The sequence below is a fragment of the Deinococcus sp. Marseille-Q6407 genome, assembly GCF_946848805.1.
GTDB lineage: Bacteria > Deinococcota > Deinococci > Deinococcales > Deinococcaceae > Deinococcus.
This window is the reverse complement of sequence record NZ_CAMPFU010000002.1, coordinates 1-17,500: the sequence shown is the minus strand read 5'-3', so window position 1 is coordinate 17,500 and position 17,500 is coordinate 1. Positions and strand designations below refer to the sequence as shown.

Annotated in this window: 17 protein-coding genes, 1 tRNA gene and 1 pseudogene (1 of these 19 cut by a window edge); 13 read left to right on the top strand and 6 right to left on the bottom strand. The window is 64.3% G+C overall.

Annotated features, from left to right (window positions below; all coding sequences use genetic code 11):
• Positions 1 to 834 carry the beginning of a hypothetical protein gene (locus tag OCI36_RS02130; protein ID WP_261663438.1) on the bottom strand. The gene continues 1,020 nt to the left of window position 1, outside the view, so 834 of the gene's 1,854 nt are visible here — the first part of the coding sequence; it begins with the start codon at positions 832 to 834; its stop codon lies beyond the left edge, outside the window.
• Positions 835 to 1,085: 251 nt separating this feature from the next.
• Between OCI36_RS02130 and OCI36_RS02125 the strand changes: the two genes are divergently transcribed.
• The 4 genes and pseudogenes from OCI36_RS02125 (at position 1,086) to OCI36_RS02110 (ending at position 4,001) form a co-directional block, all read left to right on the top strand.
• Positions 1,086 to 2,174 (top strand): transposase, encoded by a 1,089-nt coding sequence (locus OCI36_RS02125; RefSeq protein WP_261663437.1) that lies wholly within the window; start codon positions 1,086 to 1,088, stop codon positions 2,172 to 2,174.
• A 2-nt stretch (positions 2,175 to 2,176) separates the two neighbouring features.
• Positions 2,177 to 2,416: pseudogene (locus OCI36_RS02120) on the top strand (IS982 family transposase); the annotation flags it as partial.
• A gap of 70 nt (positions 2,417 to 2,486) precedes the next feature.
• Entirely contained in the window at positions 2,487 to 3,548 is a 1,062-nt protein-coding gene (locus tag OCI36_RS02115; RefSeq protein ID WP_261663436.1) for a nitric oxide synthase oxygenase, read from the top strand.
• A gap of 54 nt (positions 3,549 to 3,602) precedes the next feature.
• Positions 3,603 to 4,001: an MmcQ/YjbR family DNA-binding protein gene (locus OCI36_RS02110; RefSeq protein ID WP_261663435.1), complete on the top strand. Its 399-nt coding sequence runs from the start codon at positions 3,603 to 3,605 to the stop codon at positions 3,999 to 4,001.
• Here the strand turns inward: OCI36_RS02110 and OCI36_RS02105 are convergent.
• Entirely contained in the window at positions 3,984 to 4,256 is a 273-nt protein-coding gene (locus tag OCI36_RS02105; protein WP_261663434.1) for an HIT family protein, read from the bottom strand. The two genes, OCI36_RS02110 and OCI36_RS02105, sit on opposite strands and share 18 nt — an antisense overlap.
• Positions 4,257 to 4,552: 296 nt before the next feature.
• Here OCI36_RS02105 and OCI36_RS02100 point away from each other — a divergent pair, with 296 nt between their 5' ends.
• On the top strand, positions 4,553 to 4,993 hold the full coding sequence (locus tag OCI36_RS02100) for an OsmC family protein (protein WP_261663433.1): 441 nt from the start codon (positions 4,553 to 4,555) through the stop codon (positions 4,991 to 4,993).
• Between the two features lie 95 nt (positions 4,994 to 5,088).
• Here OCI36_RS02100 and argH read toward each other — a convergent pair whose 3' ends face one another.
• Positions 5,089 to 6,483, bottom strand: a complete 1,395-nt coding sequence (argH, locus tag OCI36_RS02095; RefSeq protein WP_261663432.1) for an argininosuccinate lyase — start codon at positions 6,481 to 6,483, stop codon at positions 5,089 to 5,091.
• A 382-nt stretch (positions 6,484 to 6,865) separates the two neighbouring features.
• Entirely contained in the window at positions 6,866 to 8,128 is a 1,263-nt protein-coding gene (locus tag OCI36_RS02090) for an argininosuccinate synthase (protein WP_261663431.1), read from the bottom strand.
• A gap of 396 nt (positions 8,129 to 8,524) precedes the next feature.
• Between OCI36_RS02090 and OCI36_RS02085 the strand changes: the two genes are divergently transcribed.
• From OCI36_RS02085 to carB, 5 genes are all read left to right on the top strand, one after another.
• The gene (locus OCI36_RS02085; RefSeq protein WP_261663430.1) at positions 8,525 to 9,376 is read left to right on the top strand and encodes a hypothetical protein; all 852 of its coding nucleotides are present in this window, start codon (positions 8,525 to 8,527) and stop codon (positions 9,374 to 9,376) included.
• Entirely contained in the window at positions 9,331 to 9,696 is a 366-nt protein-coding gene (locus tag OCI36_RS02080) for a BON domain-containing protein (protein ID WP_261663429.1), read from the top strand. Before OCI36_RS02085 ends, OCI36_RS02080 begins: the two co-directional genes overlap by 46 nt.
• A gap of 143 nt (positions 9,697 to 9,839) precedes the next feature.
• Positions 9,840 to 10,052 carry a hypothetical protein gene (locus tag OCI36_RS02075; protein ID WP_261663428.1) on the top strand — a complete coding sequence of 71 codons (213 nt, stop codon included), beginning with the start codon at positions 9,840 to 9,842 and terminating at the stop codon, positions 10,050 to 10,052.
• Between the two features lie 52 nt (positions 10,053 to 10,104).
• Positions 10,105 to 10,302 carry a hypothetical protein gene (locus OCI36_RS02070; protein WP_261663427.1) on the top strand — a complete coding sequence of 66 codons (198 nt, stop codon included), beginning with the start codon at positions 10,105 to 10,107 and terminating at the stop codon, positions 10,300 to 10,302.
• Between the two features lie 256 nt (positions 10,303 to 10,558).
• Complete coding sequence (gene carB / locus OCI36_RS02065; protein ID WP_261663426.1) at positions 10,559 to 13,633, top strand: carbamoyl-phosphate synthase large subunit; 3,075 nt, start codon at positions 10,559 to 10,561, stop codon at positions 13,631 to 13,633.
• Between the two features lie 98 nt (positions 13,634 to 13,731).
• Here the strand turns inward: carB and OCI36_RS02060 are convergent, their stop codons facing one another.
• A complete protein-coding gene (locus tag OCI36_RS02060) occupies positions 13,732 to 14,409 on the bottom strand; it encodes an alpha/beta hydrolase (RefSeq protein WP_261663425.1) in 678 nt (225 codons plus the stop codon).
• Between the two features lie 99 nt (positions 14,410 to 14,508).
• Positions 14,509 to 14,585 (bottom strand) — tRNA-Arg (locus tag OCI36_RS02055).
• Between the two features lie 156 nt (positions 14,586 to 14,741).
• Here OCI36_RS02055 and tkt point away from each other — a divergent pair.
• From tkt to OCI36_RS02040, 3 genes are all read left to right on the top strand, one after another.
• Complete coding sequence (gene tkt, locus OCI36_RS02050; protein ID WP_261663424.1) at positions 14,742 to 16,721, top strand: transketolase; 1,980 nt, start codon at positions 14,742 to 14,744, stop codon at positions 16,719 to 16,721.
• 121 nt (positions 16,722 to 16,842) lie between these two features.
• Entirely contained in the window at positions 16,843 to 16,992 is a 150-nt protein-coding gene (locus tag OCI36_RS02045) for a hypothetical protein (protein WP_261663423.1), read from the top strand.
• Between the two features lie 26 nt (positions 16,993 to 17,018).
• Positions 17,019 to 17,500, top strand: a 482-nt coding sequence (locus OCI36_RS02040) for a transposase (RefSeq protein WP_261663422.1), incomplete at its 3' end; no start/stop codon positions are given.

The following is a 17,500-nucleotide window of genomic DNA, read 5'->3' as shown; positions in this document are numbered from 1 at the left end:
AGGCAACTGAGGCTGCTGGGACACAGCGGTCTGTTCCCGGCTGGTCCGTGTCAGGTTTGCCGCTGGCTCGCTGCGCTGATGGGCAATAGTTGAGGTGCCACCCTGAGGCCGGGGCCACGACATTTTCAGCCGGCTGGGCTCAGATTCAGTTTGGGCTGGCGCGGCCGCTCGGCGCTGGCCCGGCGCAGGCTGGGCCGAAGCCGGTTCTGTAACCCCAGTTTCGGCTGGCACCGTGATCCGGTGAACACGCCCCGTACCTGAGCGGGCAGGCACAGCCTCGGCTACTGCAGCTGAGGCCGGCGCAATGGCTGTCCAGGATTCGCTGCTGAGGGGGGGCACCACATAGCGGTTGGCTCGCTGGACACGCTCGGCCATCTCGTGTTCCATCGATGCCCAGAGACTGGCCGGAGCTTGCCCCAGCGGTTGGGTGCGAACTTCACGGACATGCGCGGTCGCATTGACCACCACCCGCACGCTGGCATGTTCTGGAGCAGCTTCGGAAGTGGCCAGGGCCTGCCCCTGCGCTTCACCGCGTGGGCGCTCCGGCTCACGCCGGGCGTGCGGCTTGATAATGCCCTCAAGCTTGTAACATCCCGGCACCAGCGGAGTAATCAGCACCACGTCGTTCACGCCCAGGTTGTGATCGCGGTAAAAAGGTCCCACACCCAGCAGCCGCTCGTCGCTACTGTCAATCTGGGCCTGATATTCATGGCCACCGTCGTCAAACAGCTTGACGGTGCCTTCGCTAGGAAAGTGCGGCCGCAGGGAACGCTGCAGGCGCAGGCTGCCTTCTTGCAAGCAGGCGCGGGTGATGATGTAACGGAAGATTTCCACGGTAGCTCCTTGTGACCCAGGACAGGAGGCGGGCAGTTTCCGTCTCTCCCGCCGGCCGGTCACTGCTTTTTTTGGTCAGCCAGTGGCTGTTTTCTTTAGTGAAGTTGAGGTTGAACACAGAAATAGAAACTGAACTTTCTATTTCATTTCACCACTGTAAAACAAACGGCCTGAGAAATGAATGTTTATACTCAGAACTTGCACCTGAATAGGCGGACAAAAAGCGCTCCCAGAGCTGAAATTCTGGAAGTGTGTACAAACAGGTTTCAGGGGAGCGCGTCCGTATTTTCGCACAGCAGGTTCTGGATATTCCAGAGACGCTGTATCAGCAGCGAAGCTTGCAAGCTTCGCTGCACCTCTTCCACAGTCCAGGTCAGAAGACCAAGTTCAGCCAGGCAGAGGGAGTCAGCCCCAGTGCACTCAGCCGTTTCTTCAACATCTACGACTGGGATTCAGACCGCTGCTGGGAAGAGATGCAGGACTTCCAGTGGCGCATCCTGCTGGATACAGCTCGTCACAAACGTAGACCTCGAATGCGGCTCAGCGTGGATCTGACCACGGTGGAAAAGGTGGGAACTCAGCTGCCCTATGTCAGTGTCTACAACGGTAGGCACGGCATCCATCTGGTGGTCTTGTTCGCCGAATATGGGGAACTGAAGTTCCCCATTTCTTACCGGATCTACCAGGGCAAGCACACCAGCACCCCGGTCACACTGGCCCTCGACTTGCTGGAAGAGGTGCCGGACTTCATCAAGAAACGTTTCCGGGTACGTGTCCTAGCGGACAGCGGCTTTGAAGCCGCTGTTTTTCTGGAAGGCGTGCAGCGCCTTGGTTTCGAGTTCGTGGTGGGTGTGAGGAGCAACCGGCGCACGGACCATCCTGGGCGGGTGACGGTGGCGGACTGTCCGCATGGGGGGTACGTCAACCTCGCCAACTGGTCTCTGGAAACGCTGTCTCTGGGGAGGATGGACCGTGGGGACCGTGAATTCTTCGCGGTGTCGTCTGAACTGCTGGAGGGGGACGAGATCGTTGCTGAGGGTGCGCATCGCTGGGGGGTGGAATCCTTCTTTAAGGAAGGTAAGCACCAGTTTGGGTTGGCGCAGTTCGCGCTGCGAACTGCCAGGGGTCTGGACCGCTGGATTTTGATGGTCTTCTTGGCCTTCACCCTGACCATGCTGTACCGCTCTGAGGACATGACCCTGAAAGAGGCAGCCCGCTTGGCCCTACATACCCTCTTCCCCGAAGTCAGGCTGAACCACCTGCTGAGCCAGCTTCGGAAAGAGCAAGAATTCCTCCACCAGCACGGCTATTCGCTCAGCTATGCAAGGTGCAACTTATGAGCCCAACCATCATTGGCGACAAAGGCTATTGCTGTCTAGGCTACGTGTATCCACCCAAGAAGAACACCAAATACGACACGGGATGGCGAGAATCTCGCCATCCCAGAATTCGCAAACGCATTGAAACGGTCTTCTCTGCGCTCGTAGAAGCGCAAATTCGTTCCGTTCAGACCAAAACTCTGGCGTCACTCAAGCTCCGCGTCGTTCTGGCTGTACTCGCGCACAACCTCGCTAGGCCCTAAACGGCGTGTTTATGCCGGCTCCTGAGCCGCCGGGACCCAGCGCCCCGGCGGGGCCGCTATGCTCGGCTGCATGACCCCCAGCGCCCCGCCCGCTCCCGGCCGTGACGCCCCAGCTGAACTGCAGCGCTTTTTGGAACTGTACGCCCAGGAAACCGGCGGCGCTGCCGACTTTGAGCCGGGCGTTCCCTACCGGCCCACCACCGACCAGCTGACCTTCGCCGCGCGGGTAGCCTGGCGCAACTCGGCGCGCTGCGTAGGCCGCAGCTACTGGCCGGCGCTGGAGGTCCGCGACCTGCGGCAAGTGACAGAGCCGGAAGCGGTGTTCCGGGAGCTGCAAGAACACCTGCGGCGAGCCTGGCATGGTGGCCGGATTCGCAGCGTCATCAGCGTGTTCGGGCCGGGCGTGCGAATCGTGAACGACCAGCTGATTCGCTACGCCGGCTACCCGGACGGCCGCGGCGACCCCCGCAACCAGTCACTGACCGCGCAGCTGCTGGCACTGGGCTGGCAACCACCGGCGCAGCGTGGCGACTTCGATGTGCTGCCACTGGCGGTGCAGACTGACGCCGGCAACCAGTTGTTCGAGTGGGCGCCGGAGGATGTGCAGGAGGTCGGCATCGTCCATCCTGAACTGGGCGACCTGGGGCTGAAGTGGCATGCCCTGCCGGTCATCAGCGATATGGAACTGCGCTTCGCAGGATTGAAGTTTGCCTGCGCACCATTCAGCGGCTGGTATCTGGGCACCGAAATCGCTGCCCGCAACCTGGCGGATCAGGACCGCTATGACCGGCTGCCCGATCTGGCGCGGCGGCTGGGGCTGGACATGTCGCGCGAGCGAACGCTGTGGCGCGATACTGCCCTGGTCGAGATGAACCGGGCGGTCCTGTCTTCTTTTGACCAGGCCGGTGTGCGCATAGAAGACCACCACAGCATCACCCGGCAGTTCGTGGCTTTTGAAGAACGGGAGAAAGCCGCCAGGCGGCGCGTCAACGGGCAGTGGGACTGGCTGATTCCACCGGTTTCTCCGGCCACCACGCCAGTTTGGAGCCACAGCTACCGTGAGGACCGCACGCTGACGCCGGGATTTTTCCACCGCCGGCGAAAAAGCGGCTGTCCGGTGCATGGCAACTGAGTTGCGCACAGCTGTAGCCAGCAGCCAGCACACATCCGTGGCACACTTGGCCTTATGGACAGGGACACAGCCACAGCAGAGATGACCACGGTTGCTGAGCTGAGAGAGTTCTGCGCGCGGCTCCCGCACTCCCAGGAAACTTTTCCTTTTGGCCCCGGCACCCTGGTCTGGGAAGTGAGCGGCAAGATGTACGCCCTGTGCGGCATTACGGCCGCAGGGCCGCTGCAGGTGAGCCTGAAAGTGAACCCGTCCCTGAGCGAACAGCTGCGCATCCAGTACCAGGGCGTCATGCCCGGCTATCACCTGAACAAGCGGCACTGGATCACCCTTGACCTGGAAAGCGATGTGCCGCCTGAGCTGACCCAGCAGTTGCTGCTCGGCAGTTACCGGCTGGTGGCGGCAGGACTGACCCGCCGGGCCCGCGCCGGCCTGGGTTTAGAGCTTCTCCCCTGACGCCTGCGCTGCCGCTTTCAGCAGAAAGCGCAGGCCCACACCAGCCGCCGCGTCCGTCTTCCAGCGTGGGATGACATGCAGATGCACCTGCGGAATATGGGCGCCGGCTGCCGGAAAGACATTCCAGCCGACCGTATATCCGTCGGGTTGCACGGTGGCTGCCAGGTAGTCGCGGACAGTTTGCAGCAGCGCATGGGTGGCCAGAACCTCCTCTGGGGTCAGGTCACAGACGGTTTCGCAGGGCCGCCGGGGCACGATCAGGCCCGAGTACGGCAGTCCGTCGGCAAAGCGGGCGTCCTGCGAATAGACACACAGTCATTTTCCAGCAGCACCTCACCGCCGGCAAATTCAGCTCGCGTCACCAGCGGGTTGTCCTACGGGTGTGCCTGCCAGTGCGCCCACTTCTGCTGACGCTTCTGTAGCTGCCGGCCGTCCAGCTGCACGGTCAGGTTTACCTGGCCTCGTTTCATCTCTGCAGTTTATCTGGACTGTAAGGGCGCCTCGAGCTTTGCCAGATGCAGAGCCCAGCGGAGCAGCCTAGGCTGGCAGACATGGCAGATATTGCAAGAAAAGCCTCCGCCCACTGGGCCGGCACTCTCAAAGACGGGGAGGGCAACATCAGCACCGAAAGCGGTGTGCTTGATAACGCCCAGTACTCCTTTAGCACCCGGTTCGAAAACGGCAAGGGCACCAATCCCGAAGAACTGCTGGCCTCAGCGCACGCCGGCTGCTTTACCATGCAGCTGAGCGCTCTGCTGGAAAAACACGGCCACACCATTGACTCGCTGGATACCGAAGCCACCTGCGAGATGACCAAAGCCGGCAGTGGCTTCCGGGTCAGCCGAATGGTGCTGAAAGTGCGCGGCGAGGTGCAAGGCAGCGACCCGGCCGATTTTGAAGCCCATGTTAAAGAAGCAGCCGAGAATTGCCCCCTGAGTCAGGTGATGCAGGGCAACGTGGAGATCGTTCACGAGGCAGAACTGCTTAGCTAAAATGAGACACGCTCAGCAGCGCCGCTCCGGACACGAAAAGCCCGGAGCGGCGCTGCTTTTGCACTTCAGTTATTTCTCCCTGAACCCAGCTGCACTCAACTTAGACTGGCCTTTGCTGCCTCAATCGCTTCCCGCACCCGCTCCGGCGCGGTGCCCCCATAGCTCTGGCGGCTGCGAACGCTTTCCTCCACGGTAAGTTTCTGTGCCACTTCGGAGCTGAGCAGCGGGTGGGCCGCCTTCAATTCGGCGTCGGTCAGTTCCCAGAGTTGCCGGTCCGAGCGCGAGGCCAGCCCGACCAACCCGCCCACGACCTCGTGCGCCTCGCGGAAGGGCACACCCTGCCGGGCGAGGTAGTCGGCCACGTCGGTGGCGGTGGAGTAGCCGCGTGCCGCCGCCGCTTTGGTCACGTCGGCGTGCCAGACGGTCCTCGGCAGCATCTCGGCATACAGGCACAGGACGATGCTCAGCGTATCGTAGGAGTCGAACACGCCTTCCTTGTCCTCCTGCAAGTCCTTGTTGTAGGCGAGCGGCGTGCCCTTGACCACCGTCAGCAGGCCCATCAGGTTGCCGAAGACGCGCCCCGCCTTGCCGCGTGCGAGTTCAGACACGTCGGGGTTTTTCTTCTGCGGCATGATGCTCGAGCCCGTGGTGTGCGAGTCGGGCAGGGTGATGAAACCGAACTCGAAAGTGGAGTACAGAATCAGCTCTTCCGAGAGGCGCGAGAGATGCGCGGACAGAATCGCGCAGGCGCTCAGGAATTCCAGCGCGAAGTCACGACTGCCCACCCCGTCGAGGCTGTTGGCGGTGGGCCGCGCAAAGCCCAGGGCCTCGGCGGTCGCCTGCCGATCCAGCGGCCAGGGCGTGCCCGCCAGCGCCGAGCTGCCCAACGGCGATTCGTCCATGCGCTCGGCGGCGTCGCGGAAGCGGCCCTCGTCGCGCTCCAGCATCGCCACATACGCCATGAACCAATGCGCCAGCAGGATGGGCTGCGCCACTTGCAGGTGGGTATAGCCAGGCAAAATCACCTCGTTCTGGAGGTGCTTTTCCGCCTCGGCCAGCATCACTTTACGCAGCGCGCGGGTCTGGTCGGCCAGGTCGAGCGCGGCTTCTTTGGTGAACAGGCGGAAATCCACAGCCACCTGGTCGTTGCGCGAGCGGGCGGTGTGTAGTTTGCCCGCCACCGGGCCGATGCGGTCGCGCAGGGCGGCTTCCACGTTCATGTGAACGTCCTCGCGGTCGAGGCGCCACTCGAAGGTTCCGGCGCGGATATCACGCAGCACGGCGTTCAGGCCGTCCGTGATCTGGGCGACTTCCTCGGCAGTCAGAATGCCCTGCTTCCCCAGCATCGCCACATGCGCCAGCGAGCCGCGAATGTCCTGCTCGGCCAGTCTCTGGTCAAAGCCGACCGAGGCGTTGAACTGCTCGACCAGCTCAGCAGTGGCCTCAGCGAAGCGCCCGCCCCAGAGTTTAGTTTCCTGTTTTTGGGTCATAAAAATTATTCCCTTCTCAAGCTGTCCCAGATAAGGTGCGGCAAGACCTCCAAGTTCCGGACTAAAGACCCAGTGGCCCTCATCCTGCACCTGAAACTGGCGGAGACGGAAGCGGCGGCGCGCGTCAGGCAGGAGCCAGAGCCGCGCCGCGAGGGCACGGGACTGGCCGCTGGCCAGCTCCTCGCCACTACTCCCCTCGCCTGGGCCTGGCACCCTTTCCCGCAGTTCCCGCATATGGCCCCAGAAAAGTCAGCAGGACAGGGCTGAAGGTCGTGCGGCAGGCCAGCAACTCGCGGTTCGCCCAGTCGGGCGGCGGCTCTGGCCCCAGCGGCTCAAGCTCAGGCACACGTGGCCTCTCCCTGCCCCGGCCCGGGCGCCAGCCTCAGTCCCCGCGAATTTCTTCGGGTTCGCTGGGCACATAGTTATCGGGCTTGACTGTTTCCTGCGCCCGGGTGGCCCAGCTTTCAACCCGCAGACGAAGGGCGTTGAGGCGAATAAAAGCGCCGGCGTCGGCCTGACGGTAGTCGCCGCCGGCCTCGAACGACACCAGTTCTTGGTCATAGAGGCTGCGGGGCGCCTTGCGGCCCACGATCACGCAGTTGCCCTTGTACAGCTTCAGGCGGGCCGTGCCAGTCACGCGGCTGGCCACGTGGTCGATATAAACCTGCAGCGCTTCACGCTCGGGGGCAAACCAGAAGCCGTTATAGACCAGTTCGGCGTACTTGGGGGCCAGGGCGTCGCGCTGGTGCAGGACTTCGCGGTCCAGGGTCAGGCTTTCCACAGCGCGGCGGCCGTGATACAGAACGGTGCCGCCGGGCGTTTCATACACGCCACGTGATTTCATGCCTACAAAGCGGTTTTCGACCAGATCAATCCGGCCGATGCCGTGCTTGCCGCCCAGTTCATTGGCCTTTTCCAGCAGCGCGGCAGGCGAAAGGCGCTCGCCGTTGATGGCCACCGGGTCACCGTTTACATATTCAATTTCTATGTATTCAGGCTCGTCCGGCGCGTCCTCGATATTCACGGTCATCTTGCACAGGTCGGCTGGCGGCTCGGCCCAGGGGTCTTCCAGCAGGCCGCCCTCGTAGGACACATGCAGCATGTTGGCGTCGATGCTCCAGGGCGACTTCTTGGTGGTGGGCACCGGAATGCCGTGCTCCTTGGCAAAAGCTTCCAAGTCGGCGCGGCCCTGGAAATCCCATTCGCGCCACGGGGCCACCGTCCGCAGTTCCGGGTTCAGCGACAGCACCGACAGCTCGAAGCGTACCTGGTCGTTGCCCTTGCCGGTGGCCCCGTGGCTGACAGCCACTGCGCCTTCCTGGGCGGCCAGTTCCACCATTTTCTTGGCGATCAGGGGCCGGGCGATGGAGGTGCCCAGCAGGTAATAGCCTTCATACAGCGCGCTGGAACGCATCATCGGGAAGACATAGTCGCGCACGAATTCCTCGCGCAGGTCCAGTGCATAGGCACTCACGGCGCCAGTCTTGAGGGCCTTTTCACGGGCTTCTTCCACTTCGGCGCCCTGACCCAGGTCGGCCGTAAAGGCCACCACGTCGTAGCCGCGCTCCTGCTGCAGCCACTTGATGATGATGGAGGTGTCGAGGCCGCCACTGTAGGCGAGCACAATCTTTTCGCGCTGGGTCATGCTGGGTTTCTCCTTGGGAAAGAGGGGGTGAAAGAGGGTGAAGCACAAAAAAAGCGGCGCAAAGAGGCCGCCCGTCTCCTGGATACAGGACCGGGCTAGGCTGGACGTCGCGGTGAAAAGGAAGTCATAGGCTGAATGGGTATTCAGAGCTTCTGAATAGCTATGCAAGCCTAACACCCGGCCTACAGAGGGTCAACCTCCGGCACCGGCGGCGTGGCCACTTTTCTTTGTTCCAACCCTGAGAAGTTTTCCAAGGCGGTTTGAGGTCTCTGGGACCGGCCGGAGCCGCCGGAGAGGCTGTAATAGAAGCCGCAGGAAAATAAAGAGACAGCGCCGGTTTGCCTGGAAAGAGGCCAGACCCAGGAACAAGCTGGCGCCGCGAGGCATGGAAGGCCCATGTCCAGCCCACCTGCACAGGAGGATGTCATGACCCGTTTCCGCAACGACCGTTACGAGAACGACCGCGACGACGACCGCCCTCAGCGCGGCGACGATCGATACCAGGACAATCGGTACCGGGAGAATCGCTCCCAGGACGACGGCAGACCAGACCGTTTCCGTGACGCTGAACGCCGCTTTGATGGTCCAGGGAGCAGCGCCGGCCGTGACCGCTGGGAGCGTTCTGCACGTTTTTTCAGCGATGGTAGCAGCCAGAGCGAAAGCGGATATGCAGGCGGCCAGAGCGACTGGGGCCCACAGGACCGGATGGGCGTGGGCAGCGACGCCTACTCGGACACCCAGGACTTCCGGGACTCGGGCATGCTGGGCGGCCGCAGACGCGGCGGACGCCCGGACGCCGGCCGGCTGGAAGACCGCTACGACCGGATGGGCCGCAGCGTGTCTGGGGGCCGGGACTCGGGCGGCTATGACCGCGAATTCGGCGGGGCCGACTATGGCCGCGGCGCGATGGACCAGGGCTATCTGGGCCAGGGCCGCATGAGCAGCGGCGAAGGCTACGGCCGTTACAGCGAAGACGACCACAACGACCGCCCCCGCATTAGCCAGGACCAGGGCGGCTGGGCTTATGGGCAGCTGAGTGGCCCGGACCAGGACCGCTTCGGCCAGAGCTACCGGGCCGGCCCCGGCATGGGAGAGCAGGGCCACCGGGGCATGGGCCACGCCGGCAAGGGCCCAAAGGCTACCGCCGCAGCGACGACCGCATCTGGGAAGAGGTCAGCGAGGCCCTGCAGGACAACAACTCGGTGGACGCCAGCGAGGTGGAAGTGCAGGTGGAAGGCGGCGAAGTGACCCTCAGCGGCACCGTGAATGACCGCTGGCAAAAGCGCCAGGCCGAAAGCTGCGCCGAGCGGGTCCGGGGCATCAGGGACGTGCACAACCGCCTGCGGGTGCAGCCGGCCGGCGGGAACGGGCCAGCCGGCAGCGACCGGGACCAGAGCCAACGGGAACAGCCTTTCGCCGACAACGCAACTGGAAACGGCCCGACCAGTGGCAGCGCAGCCGAGAGCGGCCATAGTGCCAGCGCGGCCAGCACCTCTAGGGCGAGCGAGCTGACCCCTTCAGGCAGCGGGCAGGCCGGCGACACCGAAAGCCAGAGCCAGGACCAATAACCGCCACCCTCCGGATACTCCCGGAAGTTTGGCACTCTGGCAAGCGCTGAATCAACAAATTCTAAGCGGCAGCCAGGGTACAGAAGCACTACGCTGGGCGGTGATGAGTCGGCGCGTGTTTCGCGTCACGGAAAGGACAAAGCGTGCAGGAACAGGACCAGACCATGACGCTGCCGCAGGGCACCGCAGACCAGCCAGGCACGGCTCCAGCGGGCAACACCAACGGACTGGACCAGCTGACCACCGGGGCGAGTGACACCGGTGAAACCGCCACCATGACCATCCCTGGCAGCCGCAAAACCGAAGATCAGGCCAGCCAGGGCAGCCGCATCGCCGGCGAAGACAACCGCCAGTAACACCCCGCCCTCTCAGCTCAGCTCATCCGAGCCAGAGAAAAAAGGAGCTTTCATGCAGGAAAAAGACAAAGTTGGACAGGACGTAGACCAGAACGAAAACAGCGCCGCCAAACCCCAGAACACCGATTCTCGCGAGATGGAAGGCGAAGGCATGAGCAGCAGCTACAGCGGCATGGGTGACCTGAAGAACGAAGACGGCGAACGCATGAGCGGCGAAGACACCGACGCCGCAGACAGCACCGCTCCCTGAGCACCCGCCCGATAGAACCAAATCCGAGAAGCTGGGGCCCCGCGCTCCAGCTTTTTGCTGCTGCTCATGACTGCCTGCTTTGCCGTCACTCTGTCAATAACAGGGGCGCCTGAGGCACGCCGCCCAGGCTTCCGCAGCCTATTCAGCCGCTGCCAGACTCTTTTTTCCAGCCCCAGAGCCTGCTGCATACCGGCAGCCCGGCCAGCCTGGCATTCCCTGTCTTCCGGCCCTTTCCGTGCGATACTGGCTTTTTAGAATGCCTAAGCGAACTGACCTGCAGACCATCCTGATTCTCGGCAGCGGCCCCATTCAAATTGGGCAAGCGGCCGAGTTCGACTATTCCGGCACCCAGGCGCTCAAGGCGCTGCGCGGCGAGGGCTACCGCGTGGTGCTGGTGAACTCCAACCCGGCGACCATCATGACCGACCCGGACCTGGCCGACGCCACCTACCTGGAACCGCTGACCCCGGAATTCGTGCGGCGGGTCATCGAGAAAGAGCGCCCCGACGCCATCCTGCCCACGCTGGGTGGCCAGACGGCGCTGAACCTGGCGATGGAGCTGAATGCCAACGGCACGCTGGAAGAATTCAGGGTGGAGCTGATCGGCGCCAACGCCGAAGCCATCCACAAGGGCGAGGACCGCGAGGCTTTCCAGGCCGCCATGAAGAAAATCGGCGTGGAGACGGCCAAGGGCAAGATGGTGCACTCGATGGACGAAGCTATCGAGTATCAGAAGGAGTTGGGTCTGCCGGTGGTCATCCGCCCCTCCTTCACCCTCGGCGGCACCGGCGGCGGCATCGCGCACACCTACGAGGATTTCCTGCGCATCACCGAGGGCGGCCTGCGCGATAGCCCGGTGACCTCCGTGCTGCTGGAAGAAAGCATCCTGGGCTGGAAGGAATACGAGCTGGAAGTGATGCGCGACACCGCCGACACGGTGGTGATCATCACCTCTATCGAGAACTTCGATCCGATGGGCGTGCATACCGGCGACTCCATCACGGTGGCTCCGGCGCAGACGCTCAGCGACGTGGAATACCAGGAACTGCGCGACATGTCGCTGAAGATCATCCGCGAAATCGGGGTGGATACCGGCGGCTCCAACATCCAGTACGCCGTGAACCCCGAAGACGGCCGCATCATCGTGATTGAGATGAACCCGCGCGTGAGCCGCTCCTCGGCGCTGGCAAGTAAGGCCACCGGCTTTCCGATTGCCAAGATCGCCGCGCTGCTGGCAGTGGGCTACCACCTTGACGAGCTGCCCAACGACATCACCCGCGTGACCCCGGCCAGCTTCGAGCCGAGCATCGACTACGTGGTGACCAAGATTCCGCGTTTCGCCTTCGAGAAGTTCCCCGGCACCCCCGACGCCCTGGGCACCCAGATGCGCTCGGTGGGCGAGGTGATGGCGATCGGCCGCACCTTCAAGGAATCGCTGCAAAAGGCGCTGCGCTCTATTGAAGCCGACGTGCGCGGCGAGTTCTCGGCCATGACCAAAGACGAGCTGCGGGCGCTGCTCTACCCCAACCCGCGTCGGATCGAGGCCGTGATCGAATTGACCCGGCGCGGCGAGAGCGTGGCCGCGCTGCACGAAGCCACCGCCATCAACGAATGGTTCCTGCACCAGATCCGGGAAATTATCGTCGCGGAAAAGGAAATTGCCGACCTGGGCCCGATTGCGGAATGGAAGTACGAGTACTGGCGCGAGATCAAGCGCCTGGGCTTCAGCGACGCCCGCCTGGGCGAAATCGTGGGACTGAATGAACTGCAGGTGCGCGAGCTGCGCAAGAAGGCCAAGGCCACCCCGGTCTACAAGACGGTGGACACCTGCGCCGCCGAGTTCGAGGCGTTTACGCCCTACCACTACTCCACCTACGAGTGGGAAGACGAGGTGACGCCCACCGACAAGCCCAAGGTGGTGATTCTGGGTTCGGGCCCCAACCGCATCGGGCAGGGCGTGGAGTTCGACTACGCCACCGTGCACGCGGTGTGGGCGCTGCAGGACGCCGGCTATGAGACCATCATGGTGAACTCCAACCCCGAGACGGTCAGCACCGACTACGACACCGCCGACCGGCTGTACTTCGAACCGCTAACCTTCGAGGACGTGATGAACATCATCGACCACGAGCAGCCCACCGGCGTGATCGTGCAGCTGGGCGGCCAGACGCCGCTGAAGCTGGCCCGCCGGCTGGCCGAGGCCGGGGCGCCGATCATCGGCACCAGCCCGGCCACCATCCACCAGGCCGAAGACCGCGCTTCCTTTAACGAGCTGTGTGAGCGCCTGGGCATTCCTCAGCCCAAGGGCAAGGTGGCCGCCACGCCCACCCAGGCCGAGCGCCTGGCCGACGAGCTGGGCTTCCCGCTGATGGCCCGCCCGAGCTACGTGCTGGGCGGCCGCGCCATGCGGACGGTGCGCTCGATGCCCGAGCTGAAAACCTACCTGAAGGAAGTGTACGCAGCGGTGGAAGGCCAGCCAAGCATCCTGCTGGACCAGTTCCTGGAAGGCGCGCTGGAGCTGGACGTGGACTGCCTATGCGACGGCGAACGCGCCGTGGTGGCGGGCGTGATGGAACACATCGAAGCGGCGGGGGTGCACAGCGGTGACTCGGCCTGCATCATTCCGCCGGTGAGCCTCAGCCCCGAGCTGCTGGATGAGGTGAAGCGCACCACCGAACGGCTGGCGCTGGAACTGGGCGTAAAGGGCCTGATGAACGTGCAGTACGCGGTCAAGGACGGCGTGCCCTACATTCTGGAAGCCAACCCGCGCGCCAGCCGCACGGTACCGTTCGTAAGCAAGGCGACCGGGCACTCGCTGGCCAAATATGCCGCCCGTATCGCCGCCGGCGAGACGCTGGAGCAGATTGGGCTGCTGGAAACGCCCACCCCCGAGATGTATTCGGTGAAGGAAGTCCACCTGCCGTTCCTGAAGTTTGCAGGCGTGCAGCCGATCCTGGGCCCGGAAATGAAGAGCACCGGCGAGAGCATGGGCATTGACCGCGACCCGTATCTGGCCTACTACCGCGCCGAGCTGGGCGCCAAGAACGCCCTGCCGCTCAGCGGCCGCGCCGTGGTGCTGGGCGAAGGGCTGGACGAAGTGGCCGCCACGCTGGAAAGCGCGGGCCTAAGCGTAAGCCGTGCAGCGGGCGAGGAGCTGCCCGACCTGCTGATTGACACCACCGAAAGCCCGCTGCTGCGCCAGGCGCTGGAGCGTGGCAAAGCGATTGTGACCACCAAAGAAGCCGCCGAATGGACCGCCAAAGCCATTGCCGCCGCGAAGGCTGCGGGTGAACTGGGAGTGACTGGTCTGCAGGAGTGGCTTGAAGCGTAAATAGCCGAGGAACTCAACTGAAGCGCGTCACGGCCTGGGATAAGCCGTGACGCGCTTTCTCTCTTGTCCATCCCGGAGTAGATATTCGGCGCGGGGATCTACCCCAGCCACCATGCCAGCGCTTCAGCCTGCACCTCCGGCGGGACCGTATGCCCACCCGCGAACTCGCGGTAGTGCAGATCATAGCCGGCGCCTTCCAGCTGGCGGCGAATGACCCGTCCGCAGCGGTCGATGGGCAGCACTCGGTCATCGGTGCCGTGTGAAACGAAGATGCACGGCTTGCCCACCTGCGCGGCGGGGGCCAGGAAGCCCGGCGAGAAGGCCAGCAGGTGGCTGAACAGGTCACCGTTGCCCAGGCCCAGCGAGAGGGCGTAACTGGCCCCGTCCGAGAAGCCGTCCAGGGCAAGGTGGGCCGGGTCAATAGCAACGCGGCTGAACACCAGCGCCAGTGCCTGGTCTATGAACTGCACGTCCGGGCCATAGCCGCCGTGAATCACGTCCCAGGTCGGCGCGCGCGAGTCACAGGCCAGCAAGATGATGCCGTGTTCCTCAGCGGCGTCCACAAAGGGAGCGATGGAATGGCTGGCGCTGCTGCCCGCGCCATGGCAGGTCACCAGCAGCGGGCGCGGCCCATCCAGCGGGTGCTGCGTGGGCACGTACAGCAGCCCGTCTCGGCCCTGCCCCAGCCTCAGCGGGTGCAGGCCGCGTTCGGCGGGGGGCGCGTGGTGGGCAGCGGGGTCCGGGCGGGCGCTCAGGCGGCTGGGGTTGGTGGACATGGCTCCAGTATGGTGCCGGGGCCGCGCGGCAACCGTGCCGGCAGCTGCCCGCAGCAAAAGCAAAGCCCCCGCCGCTCGGGGCAGGGGCCAGCTGAAAGGTGGTGCACCCGACAGGAATCGAACCTGTGGCCTGCCCCTTAGGAGGGGGCCGCTCTATCCGACTGAGCTACGGGTGCAAAGGCAGCTGCACATGCTTTGGCCCGCGGGTTGCGGGCGCCCGGCAGTATAGCAAAGCTGCCCCGGCCGCCGGAACGCCGGGGGAGAAGACCCAGCCGCCGGGAGCGGGCCGGGGACAGGGCCGGGCGCGGCCGCGCAGCCGCTAGACTGACAACATGTCCGCTGACAAAACTCTGGAGCAACTGAGCATCAATACCATCCGCACGCTCGCCATCGACGCGGTGCAGGCGGCCAACTCGGGCCATCCCGGCGCGCCGCTAGGCATGGCGCCGATGGCGTACACACTGTGGCAGCGCTTCTTACGTCACAACCCGGCCGACCACCGCTGGCCGGGCCGCGACCGCTTCGTGCTGTCAGCGGGCCACGCGTCCATGCTGATTTACTCGCTGCTGCACCTGACCGGCTACCCCAAGATGACGTTGCAAGAACTCAAGGACTTCCGCCAGTGGGACAGCCAGACCCCCGGCCACCCCGAGTTCTTCCACACCGACGGGCTGGACGCCACCACCGGCCCGCTGGGTCAGGGCATCGCCATGACGGTGGGCATGGCCCTGGCCGAGGCACACCTGGCCGCCCGCTACAACCGCGAGGGCTTCCCGGTGTTCGACAACTACACCTACGCCATTTGCGGCGACGGCGACCTGCAAGAAGGCGTGAGCCACGAGGCCGCCGCGCTGGCCGGGCACCTGCGCCTGGGCAAGCTGATCTGGCTGCACGACGATAACGAGGTGCAGCTGGACACCATGGTGAACCAGGCCGACTCCGAGCAGATGCGGCTGCGCTTTGAAGGCTACGGCTGGCAGGTGCTGAAGGTGGAAGACGGCAACGATGTGGACGCCATCGCCGCCGCCCTTGAGCAGGCCCGCAGCGAAACCGCCAAGCCCACCCTGATTCAGGTGCGGACCGTGATCGGCTTCGGCAGCCCCCGCGCCGGCACCCCCAAGGCCCACGGCGAGCCGCTGGGCGCAGAGGGCGTGGCCGAAACCAAGCAGGCGCTGGGCTGGGAATATCCCGCCTTCACCGTGCCGGACGAAGTCAGAGAGCACATGAGCGCCCTGGAACGCGGCGGCGCACAGCAGGCCGAGTGGGAAAAGATGATGAACAGCTACCGCGCCCAGTACCCCGAACTGGGCCAGGAAGTGGACACCATGCTGGAACGCGACCTGCCCGACAACCTCTGGGAGATCCTGCCGCAGTGGGAAGCGGGCAGCAAGGCCCAGGCCACCCGCTCTAGCAGCGGCGACGTGATCAACGCGCTGGCCCCCAGCGTGCCGGGGCTGATGGGCGGCTCTGCGGACCTGTCGGGCAGCACCAAGACCACCATCAAGGACGGCGGCGAGGTGCAGGCGGGCAACTACGCCGGCCGCAACGTGTACTTCGGCGTGCGCGAGTTCGGCATGAGCGCCGCTGCCAACGGCATGAGCCTCTACGGCGGCGTGCGGCCGCTGGTGGGCACCTTCATGGTGTTCAGCGACTACCTCAAGCCCGCATTCCGCCTCAGCGCCATTCAGATGCAGCCGGTCACCTACGTGCTGACCCACGACTCTGTCGGCCTGGGGGAAGACGGCCCCACCCACCAGCCGGTCGAGCAGCTGGCGATGCTGCGGGCGGTGCCGGGCGCCCACGTCTTCCGCCCCGCCGACGCCAACGAAACGGCGGCCGCCTGGGCACTGGCGCTGGAATACAAGAAAGGCCCCACCGCGCTGGTGCTGTCGCGCCAGAACCTGCCGGTGCTGCCGGCCAACCATGACGGCGTGAAAAAAGGCGCCTACGTGCTGCGCGAGGCCCAGAACGCCCAGGTGACCCTGCTGGCCTCCGGCTCGGAAGTGTCGCTGGCGCTGGAAGCCGCCGACGCCCTGAGCGGTGAAGGCATCGCGGCGCGGGTGGTATCCATGCCCTGCTTCGAGCTGTTCCGGCAGCAGGACAGCGGCTACCGCCGCGAGGTGCTGGGCAGCGCGCCCCGGGTGGGCATCGAAGCCGCCGCCAGCCAGCCCTGGTTCGAGTGGGTGGGCGAGGGGGGCGGTCTGGTCACGCTGGACCGCTTCGGCGCCTCCGCCCCCGGCGAAGTGGTGCTGGAGAAACTGGGCTTCAGCGCTGAGAACGTGGTGAAGGTGGTCAAGCAAACCATCGGCTGAGCCGGCCTTTTTGCCTATCCCCTCCTCTTCTCCCCCGCCCCCGGCTCCTCCCCGGGCGGGGGATTTCTCTACTCTTTTTTCTGTCACGAAGCTGTCAGCTGCGCCGCACTAGAACTTCGCGGTGCCTCTGGACTGGACTGCCCACTATGAAACCGGCGAAAGCCGACTTGACCGCCAACACCGGCGGCTGTTCGAGTACGCCAATGAGCTGGAAGACTACCTGGACCGCTTCCGCGCTGGTGAGGCACCTGACCTATTGATAACGGCGTAAGTATGCGCTGCTAAACTCTAGGGACCGTGGAATGGCAACCGAACCAATATTCTCGTGCCCAACTTGAGGAGCGGCGTCTGGCTGCTACCGAGTGGCTGCAGCAAGGCAGCCACACACACCGCGAAATTGCTGCTCACTTCGGCGTCTCCGTGCTCACGGTGACTTCTTGGAGTGCTCGGCTCAGAAAGAAGGGAAGCTTGCAAGCGACGGTCAGCTCTGGTCGTCCTGCTCGGCTGACTGAGTCTCAGCACGACCAGCTTCGCACCCTCCTGCGGGAGGGTGCTCTGCAGCATGGGTTTCCTGACGAAACTTGGACGACAAAACGCGTGGCAGAGCTGATCGGGCGGCACTTCGAGGTGTGGTACCACCATGATCACGTCCGTAAAATCCTACGAAAGTTGGGGTTCAGCCCACAGATGCCAGATGGGCGGGCTGCTGAGCGGAACGAACTTCGGATTGCATCCTGGCGGGAACAGGTGCTCCCGGAGTTGGAAAAAAAAGGTCGCTG

What these genes read in the sequence shown, in the direction of transcription:
- OCI36_RS02110 (WP_261663435.1), top strand. Translation starts at nt 3,603, where the DNA reads ATGGACAGGGACACAGCCACAGCAGAGATGACCACGGTTGCTGAGCTG.
- OCI36_RS02060 (WP_261663425.1), bottom strand. Translation starts at nt 14,409, where the DNA reads ATGTCCACCAACCCCAGCCGCCTGAGCGCCCGCCCGGACCCCGCTGCC.
- argH (WP_261663432.1), bottom strand. Translation starts at nt 6,483, where the DNA reads ATGACCCAAAAACAGGAAACTAAACTCTGGGGCGGGCGCTTCGCTGAG.
- OCI36_RS02115 (WP_261663436.1), top strand. Translation starts at nt 2,487, where the DNA reads ATGACCCCCAGCGCCCCGCCCGCTCCCGGCCGTGACGCCCCAGCTGAA.
- carB (WP_261663426.1), top strand. Translation starts at nt 10,559, where the DNA reads ATGCCTAAGCGAACTGACCTGCAGACCATCCTGATTCTCGGCAGCGGC.
- OCI36_RS02085 (WP_261663430.1), top strand. Translation starts at nt 8,525, where the DNA reads ATGTCCAGCCCACCTGCACAGGAGGATGTCATGACCCGTTTCCGCAAC.
- OCI36_RS02090 (WP_261663431.1), bottom strand. Translation starts at nt 8,128, where the DNA reads ATGACCCAGCGCGAAAAGATTGTGCTCGCCTACAGTGGCGGCCTCGAC.
- OCI36_RS02070 (WP_261663427.1), top strand. Translation starts at nt 10,105, where the DNA reads ATGCAGGAAAAAGACAAAGTTGGACAGGACGTAGACCAGAACGAAAAC.
- tkt (WP_261663424.1), top strand. Translation starts at nt 14,742, where the DNA reads ATGTCCGCTGACAAAACTCTGGAGCAACTGAGCATCAATACCATCCGC.
- OCI36_RS02100 (WP_261663433.1), top strand. Translation starts at nt 4,553, where the DNA reads ATGGCAGATATTGCAAGAAAAGCCTCCGCCCACTGGGCCGGCACTCTC.